The sequence below is a fragment of the Maribacter hydrothermalis genome, assembly GCF_001913155.1.
Classification (GTDB): Bacteria; Bacteroidota; Bacteroidia; order Flavobacteriales; family Flavobacteriaceae; genus Maribacter; species Maribacter hydrothermalis.
The window spans coordinates 1,547,171-1,565,422 of sequence record NZ_CP018760.1 but is presented as its reverse complement, the minus strand read 5'-3'; the positions used below and the strand labels follow the sequence as shown (position 1 = coordinate 1,565,422).

The window sequence follows — 18,252 nt, the reverse complement described above, 5'->3', positions numbered from 1 at the left end:
TTATTTATTAACACTGGTAATATACTTTTGTAACGCCATGGTCATTGATGGTGTTTCTGGAGTAGGAGCTTTAATATCTATTCTTAAACCCGCACCAGTTGCTGCATCTACGGTAGAGTTGCCGAATACAGCAATTCTAGTTTCTTTTTGCTCAAAATCAGGAAAATTTTGTAATAAAGATTCAATGCCCGATGGACTAAAAAACACTAAAATGTCGTAATATACATTTCTTAAATCAGAAAGATCACTTATAACGGTCTTGTAAAAAACGGCCCTTTTCCAATTAATGCTTAGGGAGTCTAACGTTTCTGGAACATCTAATTTAAGTACATCAGAGGATGGCAACAAGAATTTTTCGTCCTTATATTTTTTAATTAACGGTACCAAATCAGTAAACAGTCGTTTTCCTACATAGATCTTACGCTTTCTGTAGACCACATATTTCTGGAGATAGTATGCAACAGCTTCTGATTGGCAGAAATACTTCATAGAATCGGGTACTTTAAATCGCATTTCTTCTGCAATTCTAAAGAAGTGATCTACTGCGTTTCTACTAGTTAAAACAATGGCCGTAAAATCATTTAAATCTATTTTTTGCTGACGTACACTTTTGGCGTCAACACCTTCTACATGTATAAATGGCCTAAAATCTACCTTAACTTTTTCTTTGTCAATAAGTTTGGCATAGGGAGAATTTTCCATTTTCGGCTCCGGTTGTGAAACCAAAATCGTTTTTACTTTCATACGTTGCGCTATTTTAGAAAGCTTCCCAAAATAATTAAGGGTGCAATTTCGAGTGTGCAAAGGTACAAAATAAAATAGAAAAAATAGGAGCTAATAAAATTTTGGTAATTCCTGAGTACTGTGACCCAGCCAATTATATTTATGATTAAGAAGCCAATTATTGCTATAGCCATAACGATTTTTGAGTCTATTGCAACGTAGGTTAAAATAACATTGGCAATAAATAAAACAATACCAGAATAATTAAGGTAAGTTAATTTCTTAAAAATCAGCTCGTTGAATGTTTTGTAAGAATTAAAAATAAAACCGTTGAACAGCTGCGCTATAGTTTTAATGGTCAAGAATAAGAAAACTCCCGCGAGAAGTAATGGAAAAATAAACGGATTTTTAACAAGGGTTTGAGGCATGTAAACATGCCAAATAAAATAAATAAATAATGTAGTATTTATAATTTGGAAGGCGCTTAATAAGATATGAAACCAATTAAACAACTTTTCTTTCTTTGTGTATATGGTAATATACTTATTGTTAAAGGGAAGAATAATAAAGCTAAAAAAGCGAGAATAATAAAAGCTTTTAGCTGTTAATGGAAATAGTAGACTAACCATTAAAGAAATAGTAATCCAATCGTTTTGAGCAAAAGTTCTTGCAATAGGTTCCATTATTTTATTGGAATAGGTTTTCCGTTTAAACCATATAAGAGATTGTTCTCTGAAATGACGACTCTAAAATACCCAATGTTTTCCTTATTTGTTTTAGGAAGTTTAAAATTAAAATGGGTAGTATCTTTTTGTGTTAATGCTGTAGTTTTGGGATCTGTAGGTTCAGGTACAAAAGCTAAAGTTTCTTTTGGAATTTTGTAGTCATCCATGTACGTAACTGCAAATTTCAATTTGGTTAAATCAATTGTTTCTTTATAGGGGTTATAAATTTTTAACTCAATATTTTCATCAGAATTTAAAAGAAGCGCATTATCTTTTAAAATACATTCTAGTTTGCGATACGATTGAAAATTAGGTATATATTTCCCTTTATAAATTCCACCATCTTCTCGAGTATAGGTAAAGGTATTGTCTTTACTGTATTTTGATACATATGCAACGTCCTTGTTACGTATTTTTTCTTCAGAATTATCTATCGAATACTGATTTTTACGGTACATGAAGTTGTTAAGAGAAAATGTAGGTGTGCCATTGGTATAGAAAGAATACATTGGCGCATTTCTATACGAATTTTCAAATACAACTGGTCTGTTACCCACCTCATCTTTAATGGCCGTGGCCCATTCTTTATTACCATGGGTTTCGTAATAAAAAGTAAATAACAGTGGTTGGTAAGCAAGACCTACTCTTAAATAGAGGATAATAACAGTATTGATGATTCCTAATCTAAAAATCCAAGTTAATGCTTGTTTATTATGCAGCATGTAGTTAAAAGCAATAACTACTAAAGGAATACAAATAATAATAATCCATTGTGTTTGTACTCTTCTATTAAAACTAGAAACGAAAAAGAATAGTATTACACCGTATGTTAAGTATATAAGTGCTTTGTTAAATAAGTTATTACTTTTTGTTTTAAAAAGTGCCTTGTAAATAAAAGGAAATGTTAAGCCAAAAACAGCAACTAAATTCACAAAAAAACCAAGTGTATATTTTTCAAAGCTATAAGCGCCATTAGGCCTTTCGTACAAATGGTATTTAATGGAGACTAGGTCGTTTTCAAAAAGCCAATAAAAATGGGGAGCATAACAAATTAAAGCTACGACAACCGAAAGCCATGCATATTTATTACGTATTAATTTTAAGTTAGATAGTAGAACAAAGAAAATGACTAGTACCGCATGGTATTTACTATACATTAAGGCGGCCATAAATATGCCTAAAAGCACAGATAATGCTAAGGTTTGGTTTTTAATAAAGTACTTATAGGTTAATAAAAAGCAACTAGTAAAAAATAGTAAAGGAGTATCCGGTAAGGTAAAAAAGCCATAGGCGTTTAAGAGTGTCATTGAAAAAATGAGCACAAAGAAATGTTTAATATAATCGTTCTTTTTAGGGTTATCGATCATTAACCATAGCAATACAATATTGATGGTAGAGAGTACACAACTCATAAACCGAACACCAAGTTCGCCATTAAAAAAAAAGCTGCTAATTTTTACTAGAAATGCAACCATTGGTGGGTGGTCAAAATAACCCCAAGCCATATTTTGGCTGTAATACCAATAATAGGCCTCATCAAAAATGAGTTGAGTAAAACTCGATTGAATTACGTTAAGAATAAAAATAGCAGTTAGAAAAAAATAGAACTGCTTAGGTATTTTAGATAACATTTATATAAGGTGCTTGGCGGCAAAATTACAAATTTAAGGATAGCTACCTATTTTAAAAATTTCATAAAGGTATTGTGGCCTGTTACAAGACGACTATTAAAACCTTATTTTTGTTGAAACACCTTTGAAAATATATGGCGAGTAGTATTGTAATTATACCTACCTATAACGAAATAGAGAATGTTGAAGCCATAATAAGGGCGGTATTCGATTTGCAAAAAGAATTTCATGTTCTTATTGTAGATGACAATTCTCCCGATAAAACTGGTGATTGTGTACAAAGACTTCAAGAGGAATTTAAAGAAAAACTTTTTTTGGAAACCAGAACAGAGAAGTCTGGGTTAGGTACAGCTTATATTCATGGATTTAAATGGGCAATAAATAGGTCCTATGATTATATTTTTGAAATGGATGCTGATTTTTCGCATACACCATCAGATTTGCTTCGTTTGCAAAAAGCTTGTATTAATGGTGCCGATTTAGCGGTAGGTTCAAGATATAAGAATGGAGTTAATGTAGTCAATTGGCCGCTCTACAGGGTTTTGTTGTCTTATGGCGCATCATTTTATGTTAAACTCATAACGGGCATGCGTGTACATGACCCAACAGCAGGTTTTGTATGTTATAAAAGAGAAGTCTTGGAAGCTATCGATTTAGATTCAGTGCGTTTTGTAGGTTATGCATTTCAAATAGAAATGAAATTTAGAGCCTATTTAAAAGACTTTAAAATAGAAGAAGTTTCTATTATTTTTAGAGACCGAGTTTTGGGTAAGTCAAAAATGAGCTCTTCGATTATTAGTGAAGCAATTTGGGGAGTTTTTGTAATGAAAATGAGAAGTCTATTTTTAAGAAATAAATTTTAAGTATGGGTAAAATTTTATTGAAGAACGGTATTATCGTTAATGAAGGGGTAATACAGGAAAGTGATATTCTTATTATTGATGAGCTGATAGTTAAAATAGCGAAAGATATTACTGATGTAGATGCAAAAGTAATTGATGTTAAGGGCATGCATGTTTTACCAGGGGTTATTGATGATCAAGTGCACTTTAGAGAGCCTGGTTTAACACATAAAGGTACTATTGCAACAGAAAGCAGGGCAGCACTTGCAGGTGGTATTACCACTTTTATGGAACAACCAAATACTACTCCGCAGACAACCACAATAGAGAAGCTTGAAGAAAAGTTTGCAATGGCGGCAAATTCAGCTTATGCTAATTATTCTTTCTTGTTCGGTGGTACAAATGATAACCTAGAAGAATTAAAAAAGTTAGATAAGAATGCCTGTTCTGGAATAAAATTATTCTTGGGATCTTCAACAGGAAACATGCTGGTTGATGATGAAAAGGTGATTGAAAGTATTTTTAGGAATACTGAAATGGTAATATCCGCACATTGTGAGGACGAGACAACTATCCGGGAGAATTTGGCTAAATATAAAGCGGAGTTTGGAGATGATATTCCACTTAAATACCATCCTATTATTAGAAGTGAAGAAGCATGTTACTTATCATCATCTAGAGCCATTGCTTTAGCGAAAAAAACGGGCGCTAGACTTCATGTGTTTCACGTATCTACAGGGAAAGAGACTAATTTATTTAGAAATGATATTCCGTTAGAGCAAAAGAAAATAACGGCAGAGGTTTGTATTCATCATCTTTGGTTTTCTGATGCTGATTATGCAGAAAAAGGAACATTAATTAAATGGAATCCTGCAGTAAAAACAGCAAAAGACCGTGAGCAATTATGGGATGCTCTATTAGATGACAGAATTGATGTTATTGCAACTGATCATGCCCCACATTTGTTAGAAGAAAAAGATAATGTATATACAAAAGCACCATCTGGCGGGCCATTAGTACAACATGCACTACCGGCAATGTTAGAAAAGGTAAAAGATGGTACCATAAAACTCGAGAAAGTGGTACAGAAAATGTGTCATAATCCAGCAATCTTATTTCAAATAGAAAAACGAGGCTATATTCGAGAAGGGTATTATGCTGATTTAGTGGTTGTAGATTTAAATAGTTCATGGAACGTGACTAAAGAGAATATTGCCTACAAATGCAAATGGTCACCGTTCGAAGATTTTACCTTTTCTTCAAAAGTGGTACACACTATTATTAATGGGCACTTGGGGTATACAAATGGTGAGTTTTCAGAATCCAGAAATGCTAAAAGATTAACCTTTAATAGGCCATGAAACATATAGTAGTTTTATCGTTATCAACTTTATTATTTTTTTCATGTGCTGAAGAATTGATAGAAAAGCCGGATAATTTAATACCACAGGATAAAATGGTGTTGATTATTAAAGAAATGGCGATAATAAATGCGGCTAAAGGGACTAATATAGGACAGTTAAAAGATAATGGTATTGAACCGACTGAGTTTTTATTCGAAAAATTTAAGATAGATAGTGCTCAATATGTAGATAGTGATCGCTATTATGCTTCAAAACCATTGTTATATGAAACAATGTATAAAGATGTTGAAGCTCGTTTAGAAAAGCAACGTTTAAAGCTAGAAGCTGATAAAAAGATAAATGATAGTCTAAATCTCGTAAAAAAAGACGCAAAGAAAGATTTAAAACAAATTGAGAAAACGGCCGATAAGACTAAGAGTGTTCCTCAATAAATATTTTGGCAGAAAAATTTACCTCATCTTCAATTGATTTAAACTTAAACTTCAAAGCGTTTTTCACTTTAGCGTTATCGAATGTAGTTGGGTGTTTTAAGCCGTGGATGGTGCTATTTGTAATTGTTCTTGTTTTTCCGGTTATCATTTTTCTAATATGGTCGGCTAATTTGCCAATATGAAGTTGCCATATTTTTAATGGTAAGTATGGCGATTTTTTACCCAGAGCAATGGAAATTTCACTTAGTATCTCTTTATAGGTAAGGTTATCTGCAACAAGGATAAAACGTTCAGATTTAATATCCGTATTCATTAATTCAATCATTATTTTAATGACATCACCCACGGCTATAAACCCTGAGCCCCCTGGGGGATAATACGAATATCCTTTGGAAGCAGTTTTAAAAAATGTACCACTACCACTTTCCCAAAAACCAGGACCTAAAATAACTCCTGGGTTAACAATAACAATCTGTAACTGTTCTTGTGCACCACGCCAAACTTCCATTTCAGCTAAGTACTTTGTAATGGCGTACGGGTTGGTATGTTGCCTGCTCCATTCCGTTTCTTCTGTAGAAACTTCGCTGGTTGTTGTTCTTCCTATAGTACCAATAGTACTTACATGGCATAGTTTTTTAACGGCTGTAGCTATACATAAATTTACAATGTTCGCGGTGCCTTCTCTATTTATACGCTCTAAAGTTTTAAAATCTGAAGGATCAAATGATATAAATGCAGCACAATGGTATACTTGGGATATATTTTCAAAAGCAGTTTCTAAAGAAGGTATATCTAAGATATCCCCTAAAATCCAATCAATTTTATTGAATAAAGAAGTTACATCATTAGTATAGTATCCAAAGATTTTTTTAACAATTTCTAATTTTTCGGCACTTCTATAAAGTGCACGAACACTGATGTTATTCTGGGTTAATTGCAATAATAAATGCGATCCCACCAAACCTGTGCCTCCTGTAACTAATACCATAGTTCAAATTTAGGGAATACAGGTGGATAAATTCATGGTTTAATCTGCTGTGTACTGGCAAGAATTCCATTTATATTTGCAATTCAATTAAAATTAAGGAAGAGATGACAAATTTTGTCAAGGAGTTACAATGGCGCGGAATGTTGCATGATGCAATGCCAGGAACAGAAGAACATTTATTAGAAGGTATGCAATCTGCTTATGTAGGTATTGACCCAACAGCAGATTCATTACACATAGGTCATTTAGTTGGGGTAATGATGCTTCGTCATTTTCAATTGGCAGGGCATAAGCCATATGCCTTAATTGGTGGGGCAACGGGTATGATCGGGGATCCTTCTGGCAAATCTACGGAACGTAATCTGCTTGATGAAAAAACACTAAGACACAATCAAAATGCATTGAAAGAGCAGTTATCCCGTTTTTTAGATTTTTCGGGAAATGAGGACAATGCCGCAGTTTTAGTCAATAATTATGACTGGATGAAGAATTTCTCCTTTCTAGAATTTATAAGAGATGTAGGCAAGCATATTACGGTTAACTATATGATGTCTAAAGACTCGGTAAAAAAACGTCTTTCTTCCGAAGCAAAAGAGGGTATGTCTTTTACGGAGTTCACGTATCAATTGGTACAAGGGTACGATTTTCTTCATTTATTCCGTGAAAATAATTGTAGCCTTCAAATGGGCGGAAGTGACCAATGGGGCAATATAACTACAGGAACCGAATTAATTAGAAGAATAGCCGGTGGTAAGGGTTACGCATTAACCTGTCCGTTAATTACAAAGGCCGATGGGACTAAATTTGGTAAAACTGAAGGCGGTAACGTTTGGTTAGATGCGGAAAGAACATCGCCTTATAAATTTTACCAATATTGGTTGAATACTTCGGATGAAGATGCAGAAAAGTATATTAAAATATTTACATTCTTAGGTCAGCAAGAAATTGAAGATTTAATAAAACAACATAAAGAAGCACCGCATTTAAGACTATTGCAGAAAAAATTGGCAGATGAAATTACGGTAATGGTCCACTCTCAAGAAGATTTGGATAATGCGGAACGTGCAAGCGATATTTTATTTGGTAAGTCTACAGCATCAGATTTAAAGGGTTTAAATGAAAAAACATTCTTAGAAATTTTTGAAGGCGTGCCACAAGCCGAGCTTTCTAGATCCGAATTAACCAATGGGTTGGATATGATTGGAGCATTAGCTGCAAAAACTAATTTTTTAGGTTCTAATGGTGAAGCAAGAAGAGAGTTGAAACAAAACTCCATTTCGGTAAATAAAGAGAAGGTAAAAGAAGATTTTTTAATTACTGAAAACGATTTAATCAATAATAAGTTTGTGCTTTTGCAAAGAGGAAAGAAAAATTATTTTGTATTGGTATTAAGTTAATGTAAGCAACCTTTGGCATAGTAAATCATCTTATTGAAAATATTGAAAATGAAATTAAGATTTTTGATAGTACTATCTATGTTGTTTTTTGCTTGTAATACTGATGATGAACCGGTTATTGCAGATGCTGCGTTAGAAGGCGAGTGGCAATTGTTAAATGTTGTTTGTTATTGTAGTTTTGAACCAGATACCGATTTCTCTTTAACTAAAATAAATTTTGATACGGATAGGAGTAGGGTTACTGTAATTCATGACGGCCAATATTCTTTTTTTAGAGAAGCTGGTGAGCATTTTTATGGTGGGCAAGGAGACCGTATTGGTTTTAGTGATGATACAGTTTATCGTTTTGAAGTTGAAGGTTCGTTGTTGACATTGACCTTACAGGATAATCCTGAAATAGCAGATGATGAGGTAACATTTGTATTTAAGAGATAAGAGGTTTGTTCTATTTGTTTTAAAAATAATTTTAGACAATAAGATTTGCATTAGGATAATTCTTCAATTTATATTATGAGACGTTTTTCATTTATTTGTGTAGATGCTAAAATTTTAGTTCTCTAAATATAATTCCACACCTGGCGCAACTTTATGGTCTATTCTTCATCCTATGGTAGATTTTATATTTTGAAACCATGAGAACGTACGCAGTCCTTTTACTATTTATTTTTTTCGCTTCTTCTTGCGCTAACGATGATGATTTTGGTTTAGAGTCAACCCAATTTGAGTTTTCCGAGCAAAAATGGGTGTTAACTAAAATTAGTAGTAGTTGGACAAACTATGAGGCTACCGATGCTGATATGGAGTGGCAAGAATATTACATTTTTACACCTGATGGCACTTTTTTAAAATCAAGAACTATTGAAGATAGTGTTACGGAAGCTACGGGAACTTTTGAGGTTATAGAGTTTGATAATGATACAGAGCATTATTTAGAACTCACTTATACCACTAATAATTCCATAGCAGGCAGCTGTACTGGTGATAATAAAGAATTGTTAATGTATAGATCTTCTAAAATGCTTTCTAGTATGTGGATGGCATGTGATGGCCCTGGGTTAGATTATGAATTGGTTAAGAATTAGCCAAATAATTTAACTTATTTGCATCATAAGTATTTACGAAAGTAGATTTTACTCTGGTAGAATTTAGAAAATAAGGTATCCATATTGCAGATGCTATTACAACCTTAATGATATCGTTAGCAGCAGTTGGGTCAGGAATACCCACTTGGTTCATGAAGATACTTTCAAGAATAATGACGGTTAAATTACAGGAATAGAAGATTATCATCATTTTTGGTGTTGCTGTACGCTTATTAAATAACATAAACAAAGTCAATATGGTGAAGGTTAAAAAAGCAAAGTTGTAGAATAGTTCAAATCCAAGATATAAATTTAATAATCCTATATTTTCATAACCACCTAATTCAAATCCATCCCAAATTGTAGCATCAAAATATTGATTTAAATATATTTGATAAAGAATTACAAAAGGAGTTATTGATAAACCTATTATGGGTAATATGAGCCAGCCTCCAATAGCTTGCCCAGGTAATTCGGCCCCTTCTTCCTTTTCAGGATTATAGTTTTTGTAAATTTTTAAAGCAAAGAAACTACTTATGGCAAGTGACACTAACATAATTAGGATTGACAGCCAACTAATGCCTGTTTCAGACATACCATTGTCAGCATATGTAAGTTGAACGCCTAAACTATCTCTTATATCTTCATGTTCCTTTAAAAAAGTAGGAGTATCCGATGCTGGTATAACTTCTTTCTTTAGCTCGTATGCGTAATTTAAAGTAACCAAATTACCGGTAAGTTCAATATTTTTAGAAAAGCTATAGTATTCATTGTCAATATTAATATCCTTTAAGAAAATGTTCCATGGCTCCGGTAATAGAATACGGGTTGTTTGCGAAAAACTAAAAGGAGCTCCAGCGCTATACGGCATTTCTCTTTTTAAAGAATTGGTGTAGTTTATTAGGCCGTCTAGTACTAATGCATTTGTGTCAAGATACATTGTTTCGTCACTTTCCGTAGAGTGCCAAATATTTTCAATGTCATAATATTCTGTAGTAGTAAATATATTTTCCCAAGGTCTAGAGTCATCTAAATGTGAAATTTTATTGGCAGAAGTTATAGTTGGGTAAAGATTACTATAAAAAGTCAAGTAATCTTTATTAATACTTTCTTCGGTATTACTTTTAAAATAAGACCTCATATAATCTGCTTTACTTCTATAGTATTCGGTTTTAACTTCAAATTCGGCATTACCTCCTATAGAATCTATAACAATATCCTCTACAATTCTAACTTTTGCCTTTGTAGATTCGGGTATTTCTTTTAGTTTATTAGAGTCATCTTTAAGAATTAATCCAGTAGTATAATTAGGGGTGTTTAAATTATAAAGGTTACCACCTTGGTTAGAAATGGTAGGATCTACAAAATATTCTTTTCCGTCATGTTCAAAATAAACAATACAATGATTAAAAATTTCGTGGCTAGGTAATAATACATCTAAATTTTTATTGGATTCGGAGTTAACTAAAATTGGGTAAGAAGTAACGCCTTGATCTTGTAGCAGTGTTGAAAGTAATAGAGACTTGTCTTTACAGTCGCCATACCGTCGGTTAAGAACAATTTTTGGGTCATTTGGTTTAAATGCGCCAACGCCAGATTCAAACCCTAGATATCTAATTTCATCTTGTACAAAACGAATGAGTTTAATGATAACATCTTGTTTGGAGTCCAGCTTTGCATCTATTGAAATAGGCGTTGTTAGTTTTTCTTTTGATATTTTGTAGTACGGCGTCAATAGATCAACAACACTTTCCCAATTCTTAAAGGTGGAAACAGAAATACGTTTTTGGGTATTAAACCAATAGGGAACGTTACTTTCATAAATTACATGGGCATTGTTTTCGCTATTCCATATATATTCTTTGCCAAATGATGATGTTTGTATTTTTGGTTCGGCGGCACCATTTAATAATTTAAAAGAAATAGAATTTTTAGAATCCGTAAGTATTCTGCTATAAATTCTATTAACCGGTAAGGTATATTCTTGATAGATAAGGTTAGAATAATTTCCTTTATTTATAGGATTAAACCCTTTTATGGTATAGGAATATTCAATGATATCACCTACTCTAATGTCTGATAAGTTAATAACAGAAGTTAAAGAGCCGTCATACAAAGAACGTTCTAAGTTAGTTTCTCTTTGATAGGTATTGATAAAAGCGTTTTCTAATTTATCTATTATAGTACCATTTCGTATGACTTGCGCTTTGTGAAATTCCAGTTTTTGGAAGGCAGGATCGTAAGAGGTACTAATATCAGACATTTCCTGGATACCGTCAGTATTTAGTATTTTAAAAGCGTAATGTGCAAATTGTTCCTTGTCAATTAAATTGTCCTGATAATCTAACAATAGGTATTTAAAGGCGCCTTCATCTTCAGAAGTAGTATCTAATTTAACTTCTACAGGAGTTACCCAATTTGGAGTGGAAGTTTTTCTTGCTTGTTGTGCATAAATTGAAATACCAAGGAAAAGGATAAGTATAAATAGTAATCTTGTACGCATTTGTTGTTGTTTACGGTCAATATAAATTGAAGTAAGAATTAACTTAAATAAACAACGTTTTGGAATTGTAAAACGTATAATTGTTTTTTTATAAAAGGGAACCCTATAATACCATTAGGTTGCAGCCCCTAATATCTGAATTATCAAACCTGCCAATTATTTCAAACGAGCCATCTTCGTAAATCTTACCTAAATCTTGGGTGGCAATAAACGAGCATGAATTAATATTGGCTAAATCAATTACATTAATTCCGCCAGATTTTCCAGTATTTAAATAGGTAAGAGGGTCTTCTGTATCTCGTACCAAAATTTTCATCCATGCAGGGCAATTAAAAACACCGTTTCCTTTAGAATAAGCTTGTGATAAAAGCTCAGTCATTCCATATTCAGAATGTATTTCTGAAACACCAAAACCATTGGTAAGTAGTTGGTGTAATTCTTGCCGTACAATTTCTTTTCTACGACCTTTCATTCCGCCAGTTTCCATTACTACGGTATTCTTTAGAGAAAGTTGATATTGTTCGGTAAACTCTAATAAGGCAAAAGAAACACCGATGATTAATATTTTTGTTTTAGATTTCTGTAATTCAATTAATAGTTGGTATAATTTATCGTATTCATTTAAAAAGAAGCCACTATTAGGGTGTTTAGACTTCGTAATTAAATCTTGCGCCATATAAATGAGCGAGGAACCGGTACGTTCTAAATACGATGGTAATAAGGCAATAATACAATAGTCCGCTACAGGGCCATAAAAATGTATAAAAGCGTTTAAATAACTTTCTTCATAAAGGCTTAAATCAGTAACGTAATGTTTACTAGTTTCACTACCAGTAGTTCCGCTACTAGTAAAGATAATTTCAGCTTTTTGGTTAGTACTGACTACATTTTTAGATTTAAAAAATTCTATAGGTAGAAATGGAATTTGCTCTAATGTTTTGACCTTTTTTGGCTCTACATTTAAATGGTTGCAGAAGGATTGATATACACTATTGTTGTTATACTGAAAATTAAAAATGCGCAATGCATGGGATAGAAACTCCCTCTCTGTTTTTATGTCAAAAATTGTGTTTTGCTCCATGAATATTTTCAGGTTGAAGCAAAGGTACTGAACGTAATTATTTTAATGGTTTGGTAGTCGAAATTAGTAGTACGTATTATTTTACTATTAATTTTCTAGTAATTGATTTATCATTTTCAGTTACTTGAACAACGTAAACACCAGGAGATAATCGAGAAATATTTAAGGCTTTTGTAGTCAACCTATCTGTTAGAACCAATTCACCAAAAACATCATAAATTCTAACTTCTTTTTGCGAGTTTTGTTCAGTAGTAACATAGACCACATCGGCCATGGCAGGGTTGGGGTACAATTTAAAACCGGTAATTTCGTCGTTTTGTAGATTATTTACATCTATGGTATCTTGAGCATAAAGGCCAATTGAAAATACCATTAATAGGATAAAGTAGATTTTCTTCATTTTAAAATTGATTTGGGATCAACGAAGTAAAGGTACTTATTAGCGTAGCTAGCAGTCCAAAAATGTTGTGAAAGCTAAGATTATGTAGGTCAACAAACTAGGTGAGGTAATTCATCGAAAAAACGTGTATTTAATCGATGACGATAATAAGGATTGTTTTTGTAAAAAATACTATTTAACAATCAATTTACGGGTAGCCATTTTATCTTTTTCTAAAACGCGCAGCACATAAACACCGGCATCTAAATCAGATAAATTCAATTCTTTACCTAAAATGGTAGTCTTTAGCAAAAGAGTGCCAAAAACATCGTAGATAAAAATTTCTTTAGGAGCATTTAAGTTTGTAGAGATATATACTTTACCTGTAATAACCGGATTTGGGTACATACTAAAACCATCAATATCTCCATTGCTTTGGGAGCTTTGCCCATAGCTAAAGGAAATAAACAAAAAGAAGATGATTGCGTAAAGTTTCTTCATATATAGCTGGTTACAAATGCTATGCCACAAATATAGGTATTAAACGGCCTTTTCTGTTTTTGTAAGACGAGTTATTGTGAAAAGATCGATGAAATGCAAAATAATCGATGAAATGCACTATTTATGACATTAACTACGCTTTTTTCGTTTTAATTAATAGTGTAGTCTTCGGTTGTAAGAATTATTCTAAATGAGAATAGCCCGTAATTACGGGCTATTTTATATTGAAATTAATATGTTTTAAAACTGGTAGCTATATCCTAATGAAATTGCTTGTCCGGGGTGTCTTGATGAAAATAGTTGGTCTTCAGCACCAAAAGATTGATAAACACTTTCATACTTGTCATTCAATATATTTTCAAATTTTAGAGAGATTTTACTGCTATTATCTTTTCCAAATTCTTTGCTAAGGTTAAATTTTAAATTGTTGAAAGGCATTGTGTAAACATCTGGAATATCACCGTTACCAACAATTTCTAAGGTTTTACCCTGTACATTATAAACAAGACCCCCTTGCCAGCCGTTGTCATCATTATCATAGCTAATACCAACATTCAATAATAAAGGAGATTGCCCTTGTAATTGTCTGTAATCATCAAGTGTTTCACCTATTCTTAAGTTATCGCGTCTAGCAGCTTCTTCATCAGCGCTGTAAGACTGTTGAGATTCAATAACAGATATGTTCGCGTTAAAAGAAAAGTCTTCCCATCCTGGTATAAAATCCATATTTTTTCTATACTCTAATTCAGCTCCAAATACTTTGGCATCACCTAAGTTTAAAGGAATAAATTGCCCTCTGGCTTCTCTAATGAATGTAAGTTCAATAGGGTCGTTAAAAGTCTTGGCGAAACCACTAAAAGCAAAGAAGTTTGTTCCTTCGCCATAAGCTTCAAATCTTACATCATAGTTATTTATGTATGTAGGTTGAATATTAATATTTCCTATAAAGAACGTACTTGAAACCGGGTCAAAAATTTGAGCATTAGATGCTTCTTTAAATGAAGGTCTTGCTGTAGTACTAGAGAAAGATGCTCTTATTTTCTTATTCCCAGTTTCGTTTAACTCGTATATAAAGTTTGCCGAAGGGAAGAAATCAGTTTTATCTAAAATAGCAGCATTGTCAAAAACTTCACCATCTTGATTTTCACCTGTATAACGAAGGTCAAATTTTTCAAATCTTACCCCGACAATAGAGTTAAAGCGATCAGAAAATTTGAATTCGTCGCCCACATAACCAGCTCCTACAGTAATTTGCGAATTAAAGGAATCAGATATGTTAGAATCTCGTCTTACATAGCTGCCTTCTCTTGTTTGTGGATTATAAATATTGTTAGTAGCTAAAACTAAATCAGCATCACCACCAAAATTTAGACTATAGTTACCCGTTTGCGATTGTATTGGAGTAGAGAATTGATTCACAACAAAATCTCTTACTTTAATAGTATAAGCACCACCAAATTTTAATTTTGCTTCTCTACCAAATAATTGGTGTTTTCTAGTTAAGTCTAATTTACTGGCTACATTGTATTCCTCTAGGTCTCTCCAAATTCTACTAGGGTCTCCAGATTCACTGGGCGAAATTGTGTAATTACCAGTTTCAGGGTCAAACCTGAAAGGTGTTGTTCTAAGGTCTTTATCGTAAATTTTAGAGAAGGTAGGTGATACTTTCCAAGATACTTTCCAAGATCCATCTTCATTCGTATGTTCACCATTTAATAAAATATTGGTGATAGAACGTTGTGTATAGGTTAATACGTCCTTGAAAATTGTATTAGAATTGACATTAAAGTTGTCTTGTCTAAGGTAAGATGCACTAGATTCACCATTTTGAATATGTAATACATTTAACTTGTATTTAGATTGTAAACTTTTTAATGAAATTCCAGCAAGTCCGCTAATAAGTACATTATTTACACCTAAATTTCCAGTCTGTGTTCTATCATCGGTTAATTCTAGAACAGATTTATCTTGATCTTGTTTTCTATAAACTTGTCCGCTAACAATATTTTCGTAAAATTCTGTACTGTTTTTATACGTAAGGGAAGCTAAATAACCTAATTTTTTACTTCCGTCTTCATTAAGATTATATTGATTACCTGCTGTAAACCCAAAATTGAAATCCAAACCACTTTGCTCTTCAAGTGCTTTTAAATTTGGTTCTAATAATTTGGTCAACGCGGCAGATCTTTTGCCATCGGTAACAGGTAAAGGGGTTTCAATATGTTGTGGTATTGCCAAATCTCTTTGACCATTATCAAAACCTAGTGCATCTGTTGGGCTGCCATCATATTTTAAATAGTTGCTTTTAAAATGCATGCTAGAATTATAACCCATGCCGGCAGAGAAACTGTACTCAGCTCTTGAAGGGAAGTCTTTAGTAACAATATCAACAACACCACCTGTAAAATCGGCAGGCTGATCCGCAGTTGCAGATTTAACAACAATAATATTGTCAAGAATATTTGTTGGGAAAATATCTAATTGCAAAGTGTTTCTGTCTGGGTCAAGACCAGGTACGTCTACACCATTTAAAATAGATTTGGTGTAGCGATCACCTAAACCACGGACATAAACAAATTTTCCACCTTGTACTGATACTCCGGGTACTGCTTTAATGGCACTAGCAATGTCTCCAGCTCCCGATTTTTTAATACTTTGAATAGATAAACCATCTAATAGCGCTACCGAATTCTTTTGTAGATTTAATACAGAAGCCTCTGTATTTTTACTAACAGTTGTAGTAACTACCACTTCGTCTAATGCATTGGCAAGCGGATTTAAAGTAATATCTATTATTTGTTCAGCACCAGGGTTAACAATAACTTCAGATACTTCTTTGGTTTCATAACCTAAGTACGAAAAAGTAACTGTATACGTGCCAGGTTCTACGTCTAGAACATATTTTCCATCAAAATCGGATGTGGTTCCTTTAGTGGTTCCTTTAATAAGAATATTTGCAAAAGGTAATACGTCATTAAATTCACCGTCCATCACAGTTCCTGATATAATGCCCTCTTGTGCAGATATAATTTGAGCGGAAAAGGTGATCAGTAAAATTAATAATAACTTGAGTTTCATAATTAATTAGTTGAAAATGTTAAAAAGAAATAAATTGCTCGCCTAGAGAATATCTTAAGACGAGCAATTATTATGTGTAATAATTAATTAGTGTATAAATTAAAAACCTAAACTTGCTTTACCGTTCGCATAAGTCCAAGCAAATACAGATGTATCAGCACCAACCGTACCTTCTGTTACTGCAGAAGAAAAAGTTGCCGTATCAGCTTCAAAAGTTGTACTATCCGTGGTGTCATTAAAAACCTCTGAAGAATTAGTTACACCAGTTGGTAATACGATTTCCCAATTCGTGAATACTAAAGTTCCCGCTGTATAATTAGCAGCAACTCCTGCGTTGTCAATTTCAACATCAGAAAGTACTAGATCAGTACCAACTCCTGTAAAACCTGATACTAATATATTGCTGTTAGTACCTTGTGCATTTGAACGGAAATCAGCAATTTCACCAGCAGTAGCATTATTATCAAGACCAATTAAAGTCGCATTTGTTAAAGTATACGCACCTTGTAGAGAACCTTCTGGTCCGTCTATTTCTAAGGCATGGTCAGAAATTCCACCTTGTATAACCATTGCATTGTCAATAGTGCCAGAATAAGCTTGGTCAATATCAAGACCATCATCACCTTGTGCCCATACAAAAAGGTTTGTTGTGTTTACAGTACCACCAAAGAATTCAATACCATCATCAACATTGCCTACAACTTCAATGTTATCAACTGTTGTTCCAGAGCCAACAGCACCTAAAGTAAGGCCGTTAATTTCGTTTCCTTCACCTATTAAAGCACCACCATGACGAATTGAAATGTACCGTAATGTACCTGAATCATCAGCAGCATCAGTACCGCCATACAATCCTTTATCACCATCAGTATCAGTAGGAACTCCTTCTATTTGGGCAGACACGGCATCCCCATCAAAAGATGCAGGAGCGTTTCCTAATATAATTAAACCACCCCAAAGACCACGATCATTTTGGTCAAGGTTGGTCCCAGCGGTTTGTCCTAATTCAATGTTATCGGCAGCCGATGTAAAAATGATTGGAGCGGCAGCAGTACCTACAGCTACAATATTACTTCCTCTTGTTACTATTAATACCGAAGCATTTACACCAGACCCTGCATTTGCTTTAATAATAGTTCCTGGCTCAATTGTAAGTGAAGCACCTTCGGTAACGAAAACTCTACCATCTAAGGTTACTACCTTGTCAGCAGTCCAAGTAACATCAGTTATTATATCCTCAGAAACTGTAATAGAAGTTTCAACTGGATCTACAGTTACTGTGTCTTTAACAATTACTTCTTTTTCGATTTCAACTACTGTTTCTTTTTCACAAGATGCTGCTGTGATAATAGCGGTAATTGTAGCAAGTGACCAAATAATTTTTTTCATCTTTTCTTTTTAAATTTATTAATGTAATTAGGTTGGTAATTGTGTTCTAAACACATGCAATTTTATTGCGTAACAAAGAAAACAACCTGTTGTAACGGTCGAGTTAGGTACATGTTAAACCTTTATTTTTATAATGTT

Annotated in this window: 16 protein-coding genes; 6 read left to right on the top strand and 10 right to left on the bottom strand. The window is 33.2% G+C overall.

Annotation, left to right across the window (positions count from 1 at the left end):
- The 3 genes from BTR34_RS06610 to BTR34_RS06600 are packed head-to-tail and all read right to left on the bottom strand — an operon-like array spanning position 1 to position 3,079.
- Positions 1–744, bottom strand: coding sequence for a uroporphyrinogen-III synthase (locus BTR34_RS06610; RefSeq protein ID WP_068485264.1), 744 nt, complete (start codon positions 742–744; stop codon positions 1–3).
- Between the two features lie 8 nt (positions 745–752).
- Complete coding sequence (locus tag BTR34_RS06605; protein WP_235843246.1) at positions 753–1,352, bottom strand: DUF4271 domain-containing protein; 600 nt, start codon at positions 1,350–1,352, stop codon at positions 753–755.
- Between the two features lie 53 nt (positions 1,353–1,405).
- Positions 1,406–3,079 (bottom strand): ArnT family glycosyltransferase, encoded by a 1,674-nt coding sequence (locus tag BTR34_RS06600; protein WP_068485262.1) that lies wholly within the window; start codon positions 3,077–3,079, stop codon positions 1,406–1,408.
- 134 nt (positions 3,080–3,213) lie between these two features.
- Here BTR34_RS06600 and BTR34_RS06595 point away from each other — a divergent pair, with 134 nt between their 5' ends.
- The 3 genes from BTR34_RS06595 to BTR34_RS06585 are packed head-to-tail and all read left to right on the top strand — an operon-like array spanning position 3,214 to position 5,716.
- The gene (locus BTR34_RS06595; protein WP_068485261.1) at positions 3,214–3,942 is read left to right on the top strand and encodes a polyprenol monophosphomannose synthase; all 729 of its coding nucleotides are present in this window, start codon (positions 3,214–3,216) and stop codon (positions 3,940–3,942) included.
- A gap of 2 nt (positions 3,943–3,944) precedes the next feature.
- Positions 3,945–5,282, top strand: a complete 1,338-nt coding sequence (locus tag BTR34_RS06590; protein WP_068485260.1) for a dihydroorotase — start codon at positions 3,945–3,947, stop codon at positions 5,280–5,282.
- Positions 5,279–5,716, top strand: a complete 438-nt coding sequence (locus tag BTR34_RS06585) for a DUF4296 domain-containing protein (protein WP_068485259.1) — start codon at positions 5,279–5,281, stop codon at positions 5,714–5,716. The genes BTR34_RS06590 and BTR34_RS06585 overlap by 4 nt, the downstream gene beginning before the upstream one ends.
- On the opposite strand, the gene BTR34_RS06580 is transcribed toward BTR34_RS06585, so the two are convergent.
- Positions 5,697–6,704 carry an NAD-dependent epimerase/dehydratase family protein gene (locus BTR34_RS06580; protein WP_068485258.1) on the bottom strand — a complete coding sequence of 336 codons (1,008 nt, stop codon included), beginning with the start codon at positions 6,702–6,704 and terminating at the stop codon, positions 5,697–5,699. The genes BTR34_RS06585 and BTR34_RS06580 overlap by 20 nt on opposite strands.
- A gap of 104 nt (positions 6,705–6,808) precedes the next feature.
- Between BTR34_RS06580 and tyrS the strand changes: the two genes are divergently transcribed.
- The 3 genes from tyrS (at position 6,809) to BTR34_RS06565 (ending at position 9,183) form a co-directional block, all read left to right on the top strand.
- A complete protein-coding gene (gene tyrS, locus BTR34_RS06575; RefSeq protein WP_068485257.1) occupies positions 6,809–8,101 on the top strand; it encodes a tyrosine--tRNA ligase in 1,293 nt (430 codons plus the stop codon).
- Positions 8,102–8,149: 48 nt separating this feature from the next.
- Positions 8,150–8,536 carry a hypothetical protein gene (locus BTR34_RS06570; protein WP_157483878.1) on the top strand — a complete coding sequence of 129 codons (387 nt, stop codon included), beginning with the start codon at positions 8,150–8,152 and terminating at the stop codon, positions 8,534–8,536.
- 197 nt (positions 8,537–8,733) lie between these two features.
- Positions 8,734–9,183: a hypothetical protein gene (locus BTR34_RS06565; RefSeq protein WP_068485255.1), complete on the top strand. Its 450-nt coding sequence runs from the start codon at positions 8,734–8,736 to the stop codon at positions 9,181–9,183.
- Here the strand turns inward: BTR34_RS06565 and BTR34_RS06560 are convergent.
- The 6 genes from BTR34_RS06560 to BTR34_RS06535 all read right to left on the bottom strand — a co-directional run bounded on the left by BTR34_RS06560 (position 9,173) and on the right by BTR34_RS06535 (position 18,114).
- Positions 9,173–11,686, bottom strand: a complete 2,514-nt coding sequence (locus BTR34_RS06560) for a DUF3857 domain-containing protein (protein WP_068485254.1) — start codon at positions 11,684–11,686, stop codon at positions 9,173–9,175. The genes BTR34_RS06565 and BTR34_RS06560 overlap by 11 nt on opposite strands.
- 103 nt (positions 11,687–11,789) lie before the next feature.
- Positions 11,790–12,767, bottom strand: a complete 978-nt coding sequence (locus tag BTR34_RS06555; RefSeq protein WP_068485253.1) for a LuxE/PaaK family acyltransferase — start codon at positions 12,765–12,767, stop codon at positions 11,790–11,792.
- A gap of 76 nt (positions 12,768–12,843) precedes the next feature.
- Entirely contained in the window at positions 12,844–13,167 is a 324-nt protein-coding gene (locus BTR34_RS06550) for a T9SS type A sorting domain-containing protein (RefSeq protein ID WP_068485252.1), read from the bottom strand.
- A 171-nt stretch (positions 13,168–13,338) separates the two neighbouring features.
- The gene (locus tag BTR34_RS06545; RefSeq protein WP_068485251.1) at positions 13,339–13,647 is read right to left on the bottom strand and encodes a T9SS type A sorting domain-containing protein; all 309 of its coding nucleotides are present in this window, start codon (positions 13,645–13,647) and stop codon (positions 13,339–13,341) included.
- Positions 13,648–13,887: 240 nt separating this feature from the next.
- Entirely contained in the window at positions 13,888–16,725 is a 2,838-nt protein-coding gene (locus BTR34_RS06540; protein WP_068485250.1) for a TonB-dependent receptor, read from the bottom strand.
- A 99-nt stretch (positions 16,726–16,824) separates the two neighbouring features.
- Positions 16,825–18,114 (bottom strand): hypothetical protein, encoded by a 1,290-nt coding sequence (locus BTR34_RS06535; protein WP_068485249.1) that lies wholly within the window; start codon positions 18,112–18,114, stop codon positions 16,825–16,827.
- Between the last annotated feature and the right edge of the window lie 138 nt (positions 18,115–18,252).